We start from the raw sequence: 18,267 nt of genomic DNA, 5'->3' as shown, positions 1-18,267 counted from the left end.
TTTTATACCTCTTTGACTTTAATAGATTGATATAACTTATCGTAATTTTCTAAGTTAACATGCCCAGTTGTTTTTTCCTGCGCATTTAACATACCTAAGACATTTGCTTTTGTTAATAAAGCTCGATCATCTTCATCATTCGCTAAACCTGAAGCGATGCCTGCTACCGTAGAATCCCCTGAACCTACAGCGCTTACAATTTGGATTTTAGGAATATCAACTTTATAAAATGTATCCTTGTGCTTTGCAAATACGCCATCAGCACCAAGAGAAACGATTATCCATTCAATTCCATCAAATAACTTATCCTGTAAGACTTCTTTTAAGGCATCAAAATCTTTTGTTATTTCTTTTCCAAGAAGTTGAGAAAGTTCTTCAAGATTAGGCTTGATAACTGTTGGTTTACTATCACCTTTTAGTACTGCTTCTAAAGCATTTCCAGAACAATCTAGAACAGTCTTCTTACCATTAAGATTGGCAATACCGATTAACTTCTGATAGTAATCATCTGGCATACCAGCAGGCAGACTGCCTGACATTGTCACTACGTCAACATCATTCAGTAAATATTTGAAATGATTAGTAAAGCCATCAATTTCATCTACACTTACCAGCGGTCCTTTTTCTAAAATCTCAGTTTGATTACCTTCGTGTAATATGGCTATACATGTTCTGGTATCACCTGAAATTTTATAGAAGCGACTTAAAATCGAATCAGGAAGATGATTAATGATAAAATCACCGCTTTCTCCACCAATACAACCAGTAGATTTGACTGTTTCACCGAATTCATTAAGAACTCGGGAAACATTCAAGCCTTTACCACCGGGTGTCTTTGTAACGTCTACAACTCGATTGACAGTATCGAATTTTAGTTCATTCAAAGGGTAGGAGACGTCAATAGCTGGATTTAAAGTAACTGTTAAAATCACAATAGCTCCTCTTTCTCTATATATCCCTATAGTAATTTATTCAAATATTAGTCGTGATATTCACCACGGTCCCATTTTTCTAGGATTTCATCAAAGAAGTGTGGGTTATTTTGATCTTGGCTAGCATGTTGCAAGCTATCAATTTTTTCAATCAATTTTTTATTTTCTTCAGTTGGTTTGTATTCAGCCGCTAAGAAAGCATCGATAATATCATTCATCAACAAACCACCAATGATTTTTCCACCAAAACCAATAACGTTTGCGTTAAGTTCTTCTTTTGAGTAGATAGCAGATGTCATATCTCTAACGAGTGCTGAACGAATACCAGGAACTTTGTTTACAGCATTCGTAATACCAACACCAGTACCACAGATAACAACACCTAATTCTGCTTCACCACTTGCTACTGCTTCACCAACTTTTTTACCAAAGATTGGATAGTGTGTGCGGACATTATCGTATGTACCGCAATCAATGATTTCATGACCTTGTGATTTCAAATAATCAACAACAGCGATTTTTTCATAAGTAACAATATGGTCACAACCTACAGCAATTTTCATTTTTGTTCTCCTTGTTTTAACCTATTTCAATCAATTAGCACATTTTATTAAGCATGTCGACACGAACTTGATGCCGCCCACCATCATATTCACCTTCAACAAAGCCTTTGACAATGTTCTTTGCAATTCCTGGAGCACTAATTTCAGAACCAAGAGTGATGATTCGAGAATTGTTATGTCCTCTTGTCATGTATGCTGAACGCTCATCTGATACTTCAGCTGCCACCATTCCTTTAATTTTAGTAGCCACCATGAAAGAACCAACACCATATGCATCAATTACAATACCCAAGTTATCTTCGGATGCATTAACTTCTTTTGCAACAGCGAGAGTTGTATCAACAAAGTCACGAACTTCATTTTCACTGACATCAACGACTTCGTATTTACCTTCTTTAAGGTAATCTTTGATAACTTCTTTAAGTTCTGTACCTGCTTTGTCAGCACCGATAATAATTGCCATTTTATTTCTCCTATGATTTAGAATAAGTAAATGTGGAAAACCTACGTAGATAGTTAATTAACGATTTGCAAAATCTTTTGAAATAACGCTTACATTATTTCTATGACCTTATAATACACCTATCCAACACAAAAGTCAACACTTTTCTGTTTATTTTTTTAAAAAATAAACAATCGATGTTTGTTTTGTTTGTTTTAATGGTTCAGAATTGATATTTTGTGTGTTTATTCACATATCGGAATTCACATTTAAAGCTATGAATTATCAAAAAACACTACTAACTCTATCTTTCTTATTTATAGTAAGTGTTTCATATAAAACATTTTAAGTTTTATTTGTATTTGCTTTTTTCAATGTTTTTTGTTTGTTTTGTTTGCCTTTTCTGTTTTTATTATGTTATGATACCTTTAATAGTTATATCATAAGAAACTGATAGGAGGTAAGAATGAAAAAGAAAGAACGTCATGAAAAAATTCTCGATATCTTAAAAGTTGACGGTTTTATTAAAGTAAAAGATATTATCGATGAAATGAACGTGTCTGACATGACTGCTAGAAGAGATCTTGATACATTAGCAGATGAAGGATTACTTATTAGAACCCATGGAGGTGCTCAATTTTTAGATAGCACTTCTACCAAAGAGGAAGGTCACGAGAAAACACACATCGAAAAAAAAGTTTTACAAACTAACGAAAAAAAACAAATCGCACAAAGAGCTAACGACATTATTAAAGATGGTGAAACTGTCTTTATTGGACCAGGAACAACTTTAGAGCATCTAGCTGTCGAATTGAAAAATAGGAATATAAGAGTTATTACAAATAGCCTTCCTGTTTTTCTGATTTTACATCCGAGCACTACTATTGACTTGATTTTAATTGGTGGTGAGTGTCGTGAAATTACTGGTGCTTTTGTTGGGTCTATTGCTATTAATAACCTAGAATCACTAACATTTTCAAAAGCTTTTGTCAGTGCAAATGCTGTTTATAATAATTCTATTGCTACATACAGTGATCTCGAAGGAGAAGTTCAAAGGGTCGCCTTGAATAATTCTGTTGAGAAAATCCTTCTAGTTGATAGTACCAAGTTTGAAAGTTATGACTTCTACAACTTCTACCAACTCGAACGAATGGATTTAATTGTGACAGATAAAAATGTGACAACAGATATTATAGAAAAATACGAGAAATTCTCTAAAATCGTTATTGCGGATAAGTAATAACAAATTTCAAAGTATAAACTAGGCACTTCTTAAGTTATTTTAAGAGGTGTTTTTCATTTATAAGTCAAAATAGTAAAACTAAATCCCTCTGTCATACAGGGGGATTTAATATGTCTAAACTTCCAAGAATTTATTAAAGACTATCTCAATCTCATCGATCTCATGGGCTTTTTGAAAGTCATATTTAAAATCATTTTTCATAAGAATTCTAGCAATTTTCGAGAGATAAGTCAGGTGAGTTGAACCAACTTCTGTCTCTGGAATAAATAAGGCTATGACAGAATCAATGAGTTTACCGTCCATAGACTCCCACTCAACTCCATTTTTTAGTTTTAAAACAGCAATACCTGGTTTTATGACCGCTTGACTTTTAGCATGTGGAATTGCAAATCCATCCATCATGCCTGTTGTTCCTTCTTCTTCACGAGATAACAAACTTTTATAAACTTGATCAGTATCATCTGCATAACCATTTTCAACAACAAGACCAGCAAGATAAGCAAACACATCTTTTTTTAGTGGCATGTCTACATCTACACAAATTAAATTTTTATCAATCATTTTTAAACCTCTTTATCGCTTTTTATCTTTTGTACAAACCCCATAAGTAGACCAGATATAACCGCTCCAATAAAGATTGCCAAAACCCAAAGAGCTGCATGTGTCACAACAGGCAATACCAAGAAGCCACCATGTGGTGCAGGGACTTGAACTTTCCAAAGGTATGTCAATACAGCACCAATTGAAGAGCCAATCATTAAGATAGGGAGATTACGTAATGGATCTTTAGCAGCAAATGGAATAGCACCTTCGGTGATATGCGTTGACCCAAGAATCAAGTTAGCAAGTCCAGCGTTTTTATCTTCTTCGCTGTAATATTTACGGAAGAACAAAGTTGCAAAGAATGTTGTCAATGGTGGTACGATACAAGCAGCTGATACACCTGCCATAAATGTTGTGTTGCCTTGACCAAGAAGAACAGTACCTGTTACGTAGGCAGCCTTATTGATAGGTCCACCCATATCAAAAGCACTCATGCAACCAATAATAATTCCAAGAAGAAGAGGATTAGCATTTTCAAAACCGGCTAACCATGACATCATGGATTCATTAACCCAAGCCATTGGTGCATTTATCAGTGCCATAAAACATCCTGTTAGAAAAACGCTTATAACAGGATATAAAAAGATTGCTTTCAAACCGTCTAATGATTTAGGGAGACCCTTAAGAAGTTTAATTAAACCAAGAACGATATAACCCGCTGCAAAACCGCCTAAAATACCTCCTAAGAAACCGGAGCCTCCATTCGCTGCCATGAAACCAGCTACTAGACCGGCAACAAAACCTGGTCGTTTAGCAATGGATTCAGCAATAAAAGCCGCCAAAACAGGTGTCATCATTCCCATTGCAACACCACCGATATCATTTTTCAGCATAGCAGCAAACCAGTTATATTGGTCACTTTCAGGATCAAAAGAAAAAATACCAAACAAGAAAGATACAGCAACTAGCACACCACCAGCTACTACAAATGGCAACATGTGAGAAACGCCATTCATTAAATGTTTATAAATTTGACGACCAAAATGTTCACGATGTTCTTGCTTTTCGTCAACAACGTCTTCTGTAACATCGCCTTTTTGAATAAAACCTTTGCCATCTAAAGCATCTTTCACTAGTTTATCAGCATTTTTGATACCTTCTCCTACTGATACATTGATAACTCTTTTACCAGCAAAGCGTTCTGCTTGAACATCCTTATCTGCTGCTATAATAACGGCATCTGCATTTGCAATTTCTTCTTGTGTCAGTTGATTTTCCACACCTATTTGTCCATGCGTCTCAACTTTTATAGAGACATTATTATCTTTGGCAGCCTGTTCTAGGGCCTCTTGAGCCATGTACGTATGAGCAATTCCTGTTGGACAGCCAGTTGCTGCAATAATTTTATAAGCCATCTGTAATCTCCTTAATTTTAATTTGTTTTCTTAATAATTCAACATCAGTAAAATCTGTCAATCCTGGTTGAAAGGCGGTTGATGAGCCTGCTGCTACTGCTTGAGCAAGGCATTCCATTTCAGAGTGTCCTTTCAATTTATTGGCAAGAAATGTTCCCAAAAGTGTATCTCCCGCACAAGCTGTATTCACAACTGTTCCACTTGGTGCATTAGCAAAATAGACAGAGTCACTTATTAATAAACATCCTTCTTCCCCCAATGAAATGAGAACATTTTTCGCTCCTTTTTCTTGAAGTAATTTTCCTTTTTCGACTAAATCATTTAATGAAGGATTTTCTAGTTGAAACCATTCAGATATTTCTTCATCATTTGGCTTAATTAAATATGGTTTAATGGCTAAACATTCAATGAGTTTTGAATCACTGATATCATAAATGAGATTTATCCCTCTTTTTTGACAAATTTGGCCAATCTTTAAAAAGATTTCTGAGGAGACACCTCTTGGCAAGCTTCCTGATACAATCAAGAAGTCATCTTGATTTAAGGCTTCAAATTGCTTTAATAGCTCTCCTTGGGATTCCTCTAATATAATTGGACCCTGGTTAACCAATTTGAATTCCTGATTTTTTGACATGACCTGAGTGAATACATTTATCCTAGTCGTTCCATCTACTTTGACAAAATTTGACAAAATAGCTTGTTTTTTTAACTCATCTTCGATAAAATTACCTGTAAAACCAGCTTTAAATCCTAAAGCTGTGCTATCAATACCGAGTTTTTTTAAAATGATTGAAACGTTAACCCCTTTACCATTTGCTTGTAACTCATCATAAATGGTTCGATTAACTTTTTTATCCTCCATATCTTCTGTCTGAATGAACATATCTATCGCTAAATTCATTGTGCAAGTATAGACTGACATAAGATCACCACTCTTTTATTTTTTTATTATCATTAAAATAACACAAATAACTTGTAAGGGTTTTCTGATATTCAAGGAATATTGAAATGCTTTACACTGACTTTGGAGAATATATGACGACATCAAAAAAACAGCTAACACAAACTGAGGCCTACACTTGGAACTATTTAAATGAGCATTTTCAAGAAATTATAACCCTAAATATATCCGAAGTCGGAGAGATTATCAGTGTCTCTACCGCTACTATTACCAGAACGCTTCAAAAAAAGGGGTATCGTGGCTTTGTAGATTTTAAACATAGTATGGAGAATAATGCTCAGGATGAATTAAATATACTAGCAGAACCTCTATTGAATGACGAAACTAAGATTTCAATTTTAAAGAGTTACCAGGAAGTCACTCGAACATTGAATATGCTCGATTTAAAAACTCTCAATGAAGTGGTGGATCTCTTATTAGAAACTGAAAAAGTCATCATTTTTGCACGTGGTTTTTCAGAATTATTGGGAACAGAAATGCAAACTAAATTATTGCTATTAGGCATCTATACTGAACTCTACACCGATCCCAATATCATTCGTACCATTAGTAAACGTTTAGATACAAGAACTTGTGTCATTTTTATTTCACTGAATGGTGAAACGCATTCTTTACAAAATGCTGCTAGCAACTGTCAAGCACGACTGATACCCAGTGTTTTAATTAGTTCCAATCAAGCTGGAAATCTCGGTAAACTAACGGATTATCAATTATATGGGTTTAAGACAGAATTAACCTATTTCCCTGATTTCGAGGTCCATTCAAGACTGCCACTTTATATTATTATGAGGCTACTTTTAGATACTCTAGCAGTAAATATGAAAGCGTAATGCTAACCATTTTAAAACACCTATGCTTGAGCACAGGTGTTTTAAAATTTCTATTCAAGTTAACTTAATCTTCTTTCCAAACGTCATCAATAATTTCTTTAACTAAAGCTAGTTTCTTCCATTGATCATCCTCAGTTAGGATATTACCTTCTTCAGTTGATGCGAATCCACATTGCGTTGATAACCATAAGTTTTCTAGCGGCAGATACTTTTTAGCTTCTTGGATTCGTTTGATAATAGCTTCTTTATCCTCCAATTTCCCATTTTTTGAAGTAATAAGTCCTAAAACTGCAACTTTTTCTTTTGGTAAATGGCTTAATGATTCAAAACCTCCAGAACGGTCATCATCAAATTCCAAGAAATAAGTCTCTGCATTTTCTCGAGCAAAGAAGGCTTCCGCAACATCATCATATGGCCCTTTAGAAGCATAAGTTGAATGGTAATTTCCTCTACATACATGTGTATTAATCGTCAAATCGTTTGGTAGATCTTTGATGGCATTATTATTAACAAAAAGGTAATCTTCAATAACATCTTGCTTACTCAATCCTTCTCTTTGTCTTGTTTGCCAGTAATCTTCATCAATTAACATGCCCCATGTACAATCATCCAGTTGAATTGTTCTAGCACCAGCTTCGTAAAGTGCTAAAATTTCTTCCCTGTACACTCTCGCTATATCCGTTAAAAATGAGCCTCTATCTTGATAAAAATCACCGATAGAATTAGCATTCTTACCTCGTTCCAATTCCGCCAAAAATTGTGCTGGAGCTGGAATGGTAATTTTGGCTTCACCTCCTTTATTATCGGCTATTTTCTTGTAAAACTCAAAATGAGAGATAAAAGGATGCTTTTCTTTTGTAAACCCTAATTTCCCACGCAAAACAGCGGTATCATCTCGAGTTTCTTCATCGTGAAATAGGTAACCACGACCAAAATGCTCATGTGATACACCATCGAATCCCCAAAAATTATCTAAATGCCAGTAAGATCGACGAAACTCACCATCAGTGATTTTATCAAGACCTGCCGCAACCTGTTTATTCACCAACTCTATAATAGCTTTATCTTCAACTTCTTTTAATAATTCTTTGGAAATATCACCATTATCAAATTGTTGTCTCGCTACCTTTAATTCCTCAGGACGTAAAAAGGAACCAACATGTTCAAAATACTTCTTAACCATAGACATCACCTCATATAAATTTTTAAATAGTTTACCAAAAAATACTATAAGAGTAAATTATATATTTATAATGATTTGATATAGTTATTGGTTATATCTTTTAACTAGGATAACAACCTATGGTATGAATTCATTCATTAAAAAATGAATCATACCAAAGAAATATCATCCCGATTTTCTAGCTCAAGTGTATTTCCTTTTGGAGCTATACTATAAAAGTGGACAGAAAATTGTGTGTTATAATCTGTCTATTAAGACACAAAAATGAAAGGACTTTTATGTTAGGTTTTAAACGTTGCGACGAGGATTTCAAACAATCGCTCGTTAATCTCTATCAAACTGGTAAAACACAAACTGAACTCTGTAAAGATTATGGGGTATCTTCCTCTGCACTTGCAAAATGGATTAAGCAGCACTCTCAAGTGCGTCTTGAAGATAATACGGTGTTGACTGCTAAACAGATTCAAGAATTACAAAAAAGGAATGCCCAACTAGAGGAAGAAAATCTGATCTTAAAAAAAGCGAGTGCCATATTCATGCAAAACTCCAAGTAAGATTGAAAGCCATCTATAGACTCCGATTTGAACACACGACAGTTATGCTCTGTCGTGTTTTACATGTCAATCGTTCCACCTACTATAACTTCATAAACAAGAGGCCTTCGAAGCGTGAAGTGGAAAATCAACGCTTGAGAAAATTACTCCTTGAGATTTATATGAAAACCAAGAAAAGAATTGGAACGAGAGCTTTTAAAATCATTCTTCTGCGTGATTATGGCGTTAATATTTCTGAAGGCCGTATCTTAAGACTTCTCAAGTCTATGACACTCCCTAAAATGTCAACCATCAAACCTCGTTTTAAATCAAATAAATCTCCTGTATTTTCTTCTGATAATCTGCTTAAACAAGAATTTAACCCGAACTCCCCAAATCAAGTTTGGACAACAGATTTCACTTATATCTCTATAGGACCTAAGCGACATGTTTATCTCTGTGCTATTCTTGACCTCTACTCAAGGAAATGTATTGCGTGGAAAGTAAGTGATAGGATTGATGCCAAACTCGCCTGTGACACCTTAGTAATAGCTATAAATAAGAGGAAACCTAAGGAACCAATTATTTTTCATTCGGATCAAGGAAGCCAATTTAAATCAGCTTCCTTTAGAAAGTTATTAGATGAGCATCAATTGCTTGCTTCTTACTCCAAGCCTGGATATCCTTATGATAATGCCGTCACTGAGGTCTTTTTCAAGTATCTTAAACAACGAGAAATTAATCGCAGAACTTATCACTCCATTCAAGAAGTTCAACTCTCTTGCTTTGAATACATCGAACAATTTTATAACAATTATAATCCTCATTCCGCCAACAATGGTTTAACTCCAAATCAGAAAGAAGAAAATTATTTTAAGAAAATATAGCTCATTTTGTGTCTAAATATTTGACATTAGTCCAATCTTGAGAAGCATCGATAAACAAGACATCACGCCGAGAACGGTTTTTCTTCAAATTAATAACCGTTGACGGAATACTCGTTCCAAAAAAGATATTGGCCGGCAAGCCAATGACCGCATCAATGGCTCCCATTTCTAAAAGGGCCTGACGAATGGTTCCTTCTGCAGCTCCTCTAAAGAGAACGCCATGAGGCAGGACAATCCCCATTGTTCCCGATTCTTTCAAATGGTAAAAACCGTGAAGGAGAAAGGCAAAGTCCGCTTTAGATTTAGGCGCTAATTTTCCAAAACGCTCAAAACGAGGGTCAGAGAGAAACTTATCTGCCGCTGACCATTTCGCAGAGTAAGGAGGGTTCATGACCACAGAATCAAACTGATAAGGCTCTTCTGACGGCCAATCAGCGTCTAAAGTGTCCCCGTTATTCAGGTTCATGCGTTCTTTATCTACTACATGAAGGATTAAGTTCATACGTGCTAAGTTAAAGGTCGTCGTATTTAACTTTTGTCCATGATAGTGCACTTGATTTGGATTGATGAGATAGCGACGGATATTAAGCATCAAAGAACCTGATCCCATCGCAGGATCTATTTAGACGTTGTCGGTGATACAATGTCATTTTTCCCGTGTACTATGTCATTTATCTCTATACTTTGTCATTTTTCTTTTTGGGCAATCAAAAAAGGCAACAAACCAATTATGATTTGCTACCTTCTCCGTTTAAAAACTTATCTTAGCCCCAAAATGGAATCCAATTTTTAACTTCTTTTGCCAATGCATACGCCTTAGCAAGACCTGAGTTTTCAACTAAATATTTTTCCCCTTCCAGAGAAACACTCCCCCAGATATGAACAGTGTTATCCGCCCAAACCATGGATTCTAGTAAGCCATTGCGCGAAAGAAATTTAGTTTGTTCTAAAATATCTTCTTCTGGAACTTGCCCTTTAAGCTCAATAAAAGGATTCTTTTTTTCATCACGCAATTTAAGAATTGCATATCTTAGTTTGTTCTTATCCAACCTAACACCACCTCTATGCTCTATTTCTTATTTCTTAGCGAATCATTAATACTTATTCCGTTATCATCTTTCCAGTAGTCCCAACCATTCCGGCTACCCCCTAATAGCAGAGCTGCTGCATTCGAAACAGATGAGGCAGTGTAATCTTGAACAAATTGTAGTCCCCCAATTGTTTCTTCAATGATTCCATTATCCAACAGCTCTTGGCGAGTTTCATCTAGCGAATCAGATGCAATATCTTTAATCTTAGAATAAATTTCTGAACCTGAATGTATAATCACGGTCTCGTCTTCGTTCAAATACCCAGTTGCCTTTATTCCTTGCGCCTCTAAGAAAATTTCCCTATTCCCATCGTGTTCATAGTCGCCCGACGATCTCAAATAGGGATACATAGTAATCAGTTCATTGATTAGAGCTTCACTTCTGGCAGAAATATCCGATGATGTCCACTCAGTCAATTCGTACAAATCTTTATTCATACGAATATGAAGGGTATCTTCAAAGATTTTCTTTTTGGTCTCAAAGTCTTTATTTCCCGCGGCCGAATTATCAGGCTTTGTAACGAGTGTTAAATTACCAATGGTATTTACTAATCCTGTGTATTCTTCCCCCGATGTACCAGACTTCTCTTCCCAATATGAAGTACTAGTCTGTGGCATGATGTGTTCAATGGACAAGTTACTCATATCAAGTGTTGCTGAATTTTCTCGATTCTCTATTTTTTCAAGTAACCAACGGGCCAATCTCATCGCATAAGCATTGGCATTCAATAGATTAGATTTCAATGCCTTGTCAGATGGAAGTGCCATATTATTTGATTGATTTCTAGTAACAAGAACATAAATTACAATATCAACGATATTTTCATATCCATTAGCTTTAGCGTACTTCCTAACATTTTTCAAATATGAAGGAAATGCTTTTGACACTCTGCTTGTATCATCCCCATTAAAATATCTCCTAAGCTGATAATCATTCACTACCTTAATCGCATCAATATATTGGTCTTCAGTGATAAATTGGTCATGATAGTACCATTCAGATAATCCCAAAACAAAAGGTGCAGGCATCATACTTTCCATACTTTGGAAATCGCTCAATACTTCTGAGTATTTTCCTTCAGGTTTGTTATAGTAAAGTCTCGCAAAATAACCAGCATATCGCACTAATTTTTGGAGCAATTCGGCATCACTTGATACCTCGCGCTCTTTATGCCAATAGTCTTTGAATGCTTGATAAAGAATATGCTTTGCTGAATACTCCCCAGTTATTGCAGCAAGGTAGTATCTGAAAAAGTCTTCCATTCCTTTAGAATTATCAAAGACTTCTTCCAACCTACGCCAATATTTAGTATAAAGCGTAGTCTGCTCTTCATTAGATTTATCCATCATGATGAAGTTTCGAATCAAATCCGAGGCAGTCAATCTTTCACCGGTAGAATTGATACTTTCAAAAATTTGCTGTGCATTATCACGGTCATCTAATTTAATATAAACAATAGAAAATCGTTTCAGTGCATATAGTACTCTATCAAACGTATATTCTTCGACCAGATCCTTTAACTCTGTTCGCAAGTACAGAAAGTTCTGAACGATATTACTGGCGCTGTCTTTATTTATCTCATCATATCTGCCCTCTGCAATAATCAGATAATCGTTCCCATCTGCCACAGAAGGATATAGCCGTTGTCGGTATCTACTTCCAACTTGCTCAGCATAATTTTGAAGATATGTTTCATCAATTTCCCTTGCACGGTACTCATTTTCAGAGATTGATTTCATCGCATGAGCAGTCAAAAACATAGTCACTAACCGCTGTTGTCCATCAACAATAGATCGCTCAGTTTTATAATCCACAACATTTTCAAGGTAAACGATTGTACCTAAAAAATGCTGTTTTTGATTCGTCTCATCTTCAATAAGCCCAACCAAATCCTTCATCAGTTGAACCAGCTGCTTTTTTACCGTCCAGGTATATTTTCTTTGATATACCGGGATAACAAATTGTTTTCCCATTGCTTCAGGAATAAACTCATCTAATAGTTTTCGTGGATTTGATTCCATTTCTTCTACTCCTTAACCCTTCTCTAGTACCTTATCCGATATATTATATCACATAAACGCTTTCTTGAATAACACAAAAACAGCACTCCCGCCTTCAAACAAGAGTGCCTCAACCAAATTTAACTTATCCCTCCACCTTAGTACCATCCTTGAACCGCACCACCACTTTCTCCCTTCCAACCTCAATTCTTTCAACCAAGGCAAGGAATAAGTCATTATCAAACTCCTTGACTACACCAACCTTCTCTAGGTCTTTCAAGAACATCTCGATTTGTTGCCCTCGTGCCTGGCGTTCAGCGATTTGCGCCTTGATTTCCTCTAGCCGTTCGTTAGCTTTGTCGAACCTTTCAACCAAGCCGTTATATCGTTTTTCATATTCCGCTTGGTCCAGTGCGACTCGGACATTCTCTTTGATGCAGTCCTCAATTAAGCCGGCTACTTCATTCAACTCATCTTCAAGTTGCCTTTGCTCGCTTTCAAGCTCAACTGTTCCGAACAGCATCTCCTTCATTTCTTCATAGTTGCTGATGACCTCATCTTTAATATCGACCAACTGATTAGTTGCCTTGATGAAGATTTCCTTGATTTCGTCCTCAGTCAGATGTGGCGTTTGACACTTTTCGTCATTTCCATATTTGTGGTTACAACGCCAAACAGTTCTGCGATATTTGGTATTGCTATGCCAAACCTTAGATCCATAAAAGTTGCCACAATCTCCGCAGATAAGTTTGCTTGAGAAGATACTGGTTGAACGCCTACGGTTATTTCCCTTGGTGCGTAAAGCCATCTGTTTTTGCACCATGTCAAATATCTCAGGTTGGATAATGGCCTCGTGGTTGCCCTTGACGTAATACTGCGGAATTTCACCTTCGTTTGCTTTCTTTTCTTTAGTCAGGAAATCAACGGTTTAGGACTTCTGCAGTAAGGCATCACCCTTGTATTTCTCGTTGGTAAGAATGGATTTAATCGTGGATGGATTCCACTTCTGCTTGCCTGCGGGTGTCAAGGTTTCTGCCTCCTCCGTCAAAATCCTCGCTATCGTATGAGGAGCTTTACCTTGAAGGAACATCCCGTAAATACGTTTGACGAGTTTGGCTTGCTCAGGGTTGACCACCAAGTTTCGATCCTCACCCATGTCATATCCCAAGAATCTCGTTTGAATGGGACGGTTACCTTACCGTCTGCGAATCGCTTTCTCTGCCCACAAACCACGTTCTCGCTGATACTTCGGCTTTCCTCTTGAGCCAAGCTCGACATAATCGTGATGAGGAGTTCCCCTTTTGAATCGAGTGTCCAGATATTTTCTTTCTCAAAATAAATCTCGACTCCCTTTTCCTTAAGTTGGCGAACCGTGGTTAAGGAGTCAACGGTATATGGTATTGTTACTGGTTTTATTGGAATTGCGTTCTTAGTTTGGTATGTGATCGAAACAATATGAGTAAACAAGATAAAAATTATTCAGAAGAGACAGATTTAGTACTGAAAAATCATTTAAAGGACACCCGTAGAGAATTAGGGCTTTCTCAACAACAACTCGCAGATATGATCGGTGTTTCTAGAAATACGATTGGTTCAATAGAGAGATGTGTGTTTGTTCCTACAGCAAAATTAGCATTGATATTATGTATCGCTTTAGATAAAAAATTTGAAGAGTTGTTCTACTTTGATTAAATATAAAAAAATTAAAGAACCTTGTTAATACAAATTTCTAGATACACGATTCTATGTAATTTCATGTGTTACAACTTAATAGGAATTTAAATTTTATTATTAGTTTTTTAATCATTTACACGAAAATTAATTTTATAAAGAGCATACTCTATACTCTTATTTTTTTTCAAGAACTCAAAAAAGCGGAAAATCCCAGATTTAAAAATCTGAGTTTCCGCTTTTGTCATTTCAAGGATGGACTATTGTCTCAGCCTCTTCTAATTTATTCTTAAGATATTTTTACTTTCTCTGCAGGTGCTGATACTTCTTTTTGTTCTTTTCGACCTTTCAACTTATACTTCATTAATCTCATGCCATTGAAAATTACCACCAAGATACTACCTTCATGAACCACATTCCGATAGACATATTCATCCATTCGCTGAAGAAGACGCTGGTCAACAAGACCAACACTACTCCAATTGAAATCACGATATTTTGTTTCATATTATTTGCGGTGGCTTTTACTAATCCTAATGCGTGAGGCAAGTTTCTGAAGTTTGAGTTCATTAAAACGACATCGGATGTTTCAATCGCTACGTCCGTTCCGCTTCCCATTGCGATTCCAATGTCTGCTAAAGCTAAGGACGGACTATCGTTAACGCCATCTCCAACAAAGGCTACAATTTGACCACGTTGTTGAAGTTTTCCGATATAAGCCGATTTGTCTTCCGGCAACATGTGGCCGTGAGCTTCGGTCAAACCAAGTTCGCCGCCGACCACATCAACGGTTCCTTGGTTATCTCCTGAAAGAACGACTAGATTTTTCACGCCCAAGTCTTTTAATTCCTGCAAATTAGCTTTCACACCCGGACGGACTTGATCGCGAATGCCCATCAGTACTTTTAATTCACCGTCGACCGCTGTCAAAACGAGAGAGTTCCCTTGTTGTTCAAACCGTTTGACATCTTTTTGCACTTTTTTGCTGAGAGTGACATTTTCTTTTTCCATCAAGGCCACATTCCCAACAGCCACTCTATGTCCAGCTACACTTGAAACGATTCCGCCGCCTTTCACGACTTCAGTTCCTTCAACAGGATAAAAGTTTGTTTCTCCAATTTGATTTAAGACCGCTTTTGCTAATGGATGATCTGATTCCCGTTCCACACTGGCCAGATAGCCAAGCGTTTCAGCAGGATCTTTTTCATACAGTTCAGTCGCTGCAACGGTTGGGTTTCCGACAGTTAAAGTACCTGTCTTATCAAATACAATTGTATCCACATTGCTGAAGTCTTGAATGACTTCACTCCCTTTTAAAAGAACACCGTTACGAGCACCATTCCCAATACCGGCAACGTTTGAGACAGGCACTCCGATAACTAATGCGCCTGGGCAACCTAGAACCAAGATGGTGATTGCTAACTCAATATTTTGACTGAACGCCCATACAACAATTGCCAGAACCAAGACAGCTGGTGTGTAGTATTTAGAAAAGCGATCAATGAACCGTTCCGCTTCGGATTTAGAATCTTGTGCTTCTTCCACGAGTTCAATAATTTTTCCAAATGTGGTGTCCTCACCAACTCGGTCAGCTCTGATTTGAATCGTTCCGTTTTCTAAAATGGTTCCTGCAAAAACTTCTGCATCAGCTAGCTTGTTGACCGGAACAGCTTCACCTGTAATGCTAGCTTCATTGATATGCCCTTCACCCGTAAGGACTGTACCATCTACTGGAACTTTCGCACCCGTTTTAACGAGCAAGATATCCCCTTCATCTACATCATCCACTTCTACTTCTTCAAATTCGCCATTATCCATTTGTTTCAAGGCGCTTTCGGATGCCATTTCAGTCAATTCTTTGATAGCAGATCGCGTTTGGTTCAATGTTCGTTGTTCCAAGTAGTGTCCGAATAAGAATAAGAACGTGACAATAGCCGATTCTTCATAATTTTGAATAAAAAGCGCACCAATCGCTGCAATACTGACTAAGACATCAATACTGATGACTTTGACTTTCATTGCTTGAAACGCTTGAATGGCAATTGGCGTAATCCCAAAGACAGAGGCGATGATCAAAGACCACTCTGAAAGTCCTACGTTTTCTAAAACAAAGTGACTTAAGAAACCGAGTACGATTAACAATCCACTGATGACGGTGATAACATTTTTCTTGCTTAATATATATTGTTGCATGCTTTTTCCCTCCAAATTTAATTTCTCTTTTATTGATAAACACAGTATAAGATAATTGCCTAAGTAATTAATTGACTGACATCAAGTTTAGAAAGTTCTCTTTTATCGTTTCTAAGCACCTCGAATCGGATTGCAACATAAAAAGCAATCCTGGAAAAATAGTTTTTCTTCCAGAATTGCCTAGTTCATTTAATCTGTTAAGCGGCCTTGACTTTTGCTTTAAGGACCGGATAGCCTACGTTTTCGATAGCTTTTTGAATCTCTTCAATCGAAGTGACAGCTGAATCAAAATTGGTTTTGACTTTGCTGGAGTTGAATAATACTTTAATGCTGTCTTTATCAATACCGTTAACTGATTTCACAGCACCTTCAATTTTTTGCATACAACTTGGACAAGACAACGTTTCTAATTGCAATATAGCTTTTTCCATAATTCCTATCTCCTTTATGTGTTTTTATTTTATCGGCAGCAGATTAATGAACACTGCCTTTTCCTCTTTACAACTGTAGTATAGCTCCCTTTTAGCAAACGAAAATTGACGCATATCAAGTTTTGCACTTCTTTTTATCTTTTTACTCAATTCACCATCTTAATAGTCTTTTTCTGCCCCTTATTGCCATCAGAATAATAAGAAATTGGTGGATAATCTTGTCTGCGTATAAACCATACTACAATCGCGCCAATAAACAGGGCCAGAGACAAGGCTTGCGAAACGCGGATCCACTCGCCAATCCATAAACTGTCCGTTCGCATACCTTCAATGAAGAACCGACCCACTGAGTACCACAAAACGTAACTCAAAGCGACTTCACCTTGACGCAAAAGCTGTTTTCGGTTCCGTATAGTGACGATGAGGACAAAGCCCAATAAACTCCACAATGACTCGTATAAAAAAGTCGGATGGTAGTAGGTACCATTGATATTCATTTGTTCAATGATAAATTCAGGTAAATAAAGATTTTCCAAGAATTGACGAGTAACCGGTCCACCATAAGCTTCCTGATTCATAAAATTGCCCCAACGACCAATGGACTGGGCTAACAATACATTGGGCGCTAAAATATCAAGAACGAGTGCCAAAGAAGTACCTTTTTTCTTTGCATACCAATATAGCGTACCCCCTCCTGCAATCAATCCCCCATAAATCGCAATGCCGCCATTCCAAATCGCAAGGATTTGTCCTGGATTTTGCAGATAATAACCAAGTTCAAATAACACATAATAAAGCCGAGCGCCGAGGAGTCCACTCGGAATTGCCCATAAGGCCATATCGATAATGGTATCCTCTTCCAGTCCTTTTTTCTTTGCTTCCTTGGTGCTCAACTGGAGAGCCGCTAATATGCCCGCTGCAATAATGACTCCATACCAATGAATCACAACAGAACCAATCTCCACCGCATGGGGATTCAAAACGCCTAATACGAATTCCATTCTATTTGCTCCATTTCTTCAATTTTTCGCGTCATTCTAGTCATGGTGATGCTGAACAAGATTCCGGCTAAGCTCCATGGAAACCAAACAGTGAATACACTTTTATCTCCCTGGTCACTCGCTTCGTAATACGCCACTTTTCCGTGTCCGATTACGCCGGCTCCTTTTACAACTTCCTCTTCTTTTTCCATAGCTAACCTATCTGCCTCAACAACGTTAGACGTTTTTGCTTCGCCGCCAATCGTGTTCTTGGTGAAAGGGACGACAAAGAATGCACCCGCTGCTGACAACGTGATGGCAACTATCACCCAAAAATAATGCACATTCACCCCTACTTATTTTTACGTT

The 18,267-nt window shown here is 37.0% G+C and carries 15 protein-coding genes and 4 pseudogenes; 4 read left to right on the top strand and 15 right to left on the bottom strand.

Annotated features, from left to right (window positions below; genetic code table 11):
• Positions 1–2 precede the first annotated feature (2 nt).
• The 3 genes from SPB_RS02100 to lacA are packed head-to-tail and all read right to left on the bottom strand — an operon-like array spanning position 3 to position 1,958.
• On the bottom strand, positions 3–932 hold the full coding sequence (locus tag SPB_RS02100) for a tagatose-6-phosphate kinase (protein ID WP_003104673.1): 930 nt from the start codon (positions 930–932) through the stop codon (positions 3–5).
• Positions 933–979: 47 nt separating this feature from the next.
• On the bottom strand, positions 980–1,495 hold the full coding sequence (gene lacB / locus SPB_RS02095) for a galactose-6-phosphate isomerase subunit LacB (protein WP_003103590.1): 516 nt from the start codon (positions 1,493–1,495) through the stop codon (positions 980–982).
• Positions 1,496–1,529: 34 nt separating this feature from the next.
• Positions 1,530–1,958: a galactose-6-phosphate isomerase subunit LacA gene (lacA, locus tag SPB_RS02090; RefSeq protein ID WP_003104037.1), complete on the bottom strand. Its 429-nt coding sequence runs from the start codon at positions 1,956–1,958 to the stop codon at positions 1,530–1,532.
• A 445-nt stretch (positions 1,959–2,403) separates the two neighbouring features.
• On the opposite strand from lacA, the gene SPB_RS02085 reads away from it, so the two are divergent.
• Positions 2,404–3,177 (top strand): DeoR/GlpR family DNA-binding transcription regulator, encoded by a 774-nt coding sequence (locus SPB_RS02085; protein ID WP_003102880.1) that lies wholly within the window; start codon positions 2,404–2,406, stop codon positions 3,175–3,177.
• 117 nt (positions 3,178–3,294) lie between these two features.
• Here the strand turns inward: SPB_RS02085 and SPB_RS02080 are convergent, their stop codons facing one another.
• The 3 genes from SPB_RS02080 to pfkB are packed head-to-tail and all read right to left on the bottom strand — an operon-like array spanning position 3,295 to position 6,060.
• On the bottom strand, positions 3,295–3,741 hold the full coding sequence (locus SPB_RS02080) for a fructose PTS transporter subunit IIA (RefSeq protein WP_003105009.1): 447 nt from the start codon (positions 3,739–3,741) through the stop codon (positions 3,295–3,297).
• A 2-nt stretch (positions 3,742–3,743) separates the two neighbouring features.
• Entirely contained in the window at positions 3,744–5,138 is a 1,395-nt protein-coding gene (locus SPB_RS02075; protein ID WP_003105950.1) for a PTS fructose transporter subunit IIC, read from the bottom strand.
• Positions 5,128–6,060, bottom strand: a complete 933-nt coding sequence (pfkB, locus tag SPB_RS02070) for a 1-phosphofructokinase (protein WP_003102531.1) — start codon at positions 6,058–6,060, stop codon at positions 5,128–5,130. Before pfkB ends, SPB_RS02075 begins: the two co-directional genes overlap by 11 nt.
• A gap of 113 nt (positions 6,061–6,173) precedes the next feature.
• On the opposite strand from pfkB, the gene SPB_RS02065 reads away from it, so the two are divergent.
• Positions 6,174–6,929 (top strand): MurR/RpiR family transcriptional regulator, encoded by a 756-nt coding sequence (locus SPB_RS02065; protein WP_003103296.1) that lies wholly within the window; start codon positions 6,174–6,176, stop codon positions 6,927–6,929.
• Between the two features lie 64 nt (positions 6,930–6,993).
• On the opposite strand, the gene SPB_RS02060 is transcribed toward SPB_RS02065, so the two are convergent.
• The gene (locus SPB_RS02060) at positions 6,994–8,112 is read right to left on the bottom strand and encodes a 5-methyltetrahydropteroyltriglutamate--homocysteine S-methyltransferase (RefSeq protein ID WP_003104316.1); all 1,119 of its coding nucleotides are present in this window, start codon (positions 8,110–8,112) and stop codon (positions 6,994–6,996) included.
• Between the two features lie 278 nt (positions 8,113–8,390).
• On the opposite strand from SPB_RS02060, the pseudogene SPB_RS02050 reads away from it, so the two are divergent.
• A pseudogene (locus SPB_RS02050) lies at positions 8,391–9,548 on the top strand (IS3 family transposase).
• A gap of 3 nt (positions 9,549–9,551) precedes the next feature.
• Here the strand turns inward: SPB_RS02050 and SPB_RS02045 are convergent.
• From SPB_RS02045 to SPB_RS11690, 4 genes and pseudogenes are all read right to left on the bottom strand, one after another.
• Positions 9,552–10,151, bottom strand: a pseudogene (locus tag SPB_RS02045) (N-6 DNA methylase); the annotation flags it as partial.
• Between the two features lie 145 nt (positions 10,152–10,296).
• Positions 10,297–10,581, bottom strand: a complete 285-nt coding sequence (locus SPB_RS02040; protein ID WP_002303603.1) for a YjcQ family protein — start codon at positions 10,579–10,581, stop codon at positions 10,297–10,299.
• A gap of 20 nt (positions 10,582–10,601) precedes the next feature.
• Entirely contained in the window at positions 10,602–12,596 is a 1,995-nt protein-coding gene (locus tag SPB_RS02035; protein ID WP_254655076.1) for a DUF4357 domain-containing protein, read from the bottom strand.
• Between the two features lie 172 nt (positions 12,597–12,768).
• Positions 12,769–14,015, bottom strand: a pseudogene (locus SPB_RS11690) (recombinase family protein); the annotation flags it as partial.
• 63 nt (positions 14,016–14,078) lie between these two features.
• On the opposite strand from SPB_RS11690, the gene SPB_RS02020 reads away from it, so the two are divergent.
• Positions 14,079–14,315 (top strand): helix-turn-helix transcriptional regulator, encoded by a 237-nt coding sequence (locus SPB_RS02020; protein ID WP_002329962.1) that lies wholly within the window; start codon positions 14,079–14,081, stop codon positions 14,313–14,315.
• A gap of 268 nt (positions 14,316–14,583) precedes the next feature.
• On the opposite strand, the pseudogene SPB_RS02015 reads toward SPB_RS02020, so the two are convergent.
• The 4 genes and pseudogenes from SPB_RS02015 to SPB_RS02000 all read right to left on the bottom strand — a co-directional run bounded on the left by SPB_RS02015 (position 14,584) and on the right by SPB_RS02000 (position 18,242).
• A pseudogene (locus tag SPB_RS02015) lies at positions 14,584–16,487 on the bottom strand (heavy metal translocating P-type ATPase).
• 197 nt (positions 16,488–16,684) lie between these two features.
• A complete protein-coding gene (locus SPB_RS02010; protein ID WP_003103602.1) occupies positions 16,685–16,918 on the bottom strand; it encodes a heavy-metal-associated domain-containing protein in 234 nt (77 codons plus the stop codon).
• 146 nt (positions 16,919–17,064) lie between these two features.
• Entirely contained in the window at positions 17,065–17,919 is an 855-nt protein-coding gene (lgt, locus tag SPB_RS02005) for a prolipoprotein diacylglyceryl transferase (protein ID WP_003102439.1), read from the bottom strand.
• Complete coding sequence (locus tag SPB_RS02000) at positions 17,904–18,242, bottom strand: hypothetical protein (RefSeq protein ID WP_003102891.1); 339 nt, start codon at positions 18,240–18,242, stop codon at positions 17,904–17,906. The genes lgt and SPB_RS02000 overlap by 16 nt, the downstream gene beginning before the upstream one ends.
• Positions 18,243–18,267 lie beyond the last annotated feature (25 nt).

Origin of the sequence: Streptococcus parauberis NCFD 2020, assembly GCF_000187935.1 — a bacterium.
Lineage (GTDB): Bacteria > Bacillota > Bacilli > Lactobacillales > Streptococcaceae > Streptococcus > Streptococcus parauberis.
Note: the sequence above shows the minus strand (reverse complement) of the source record. Positions and strands in the feature narration are given on the sequence as shown.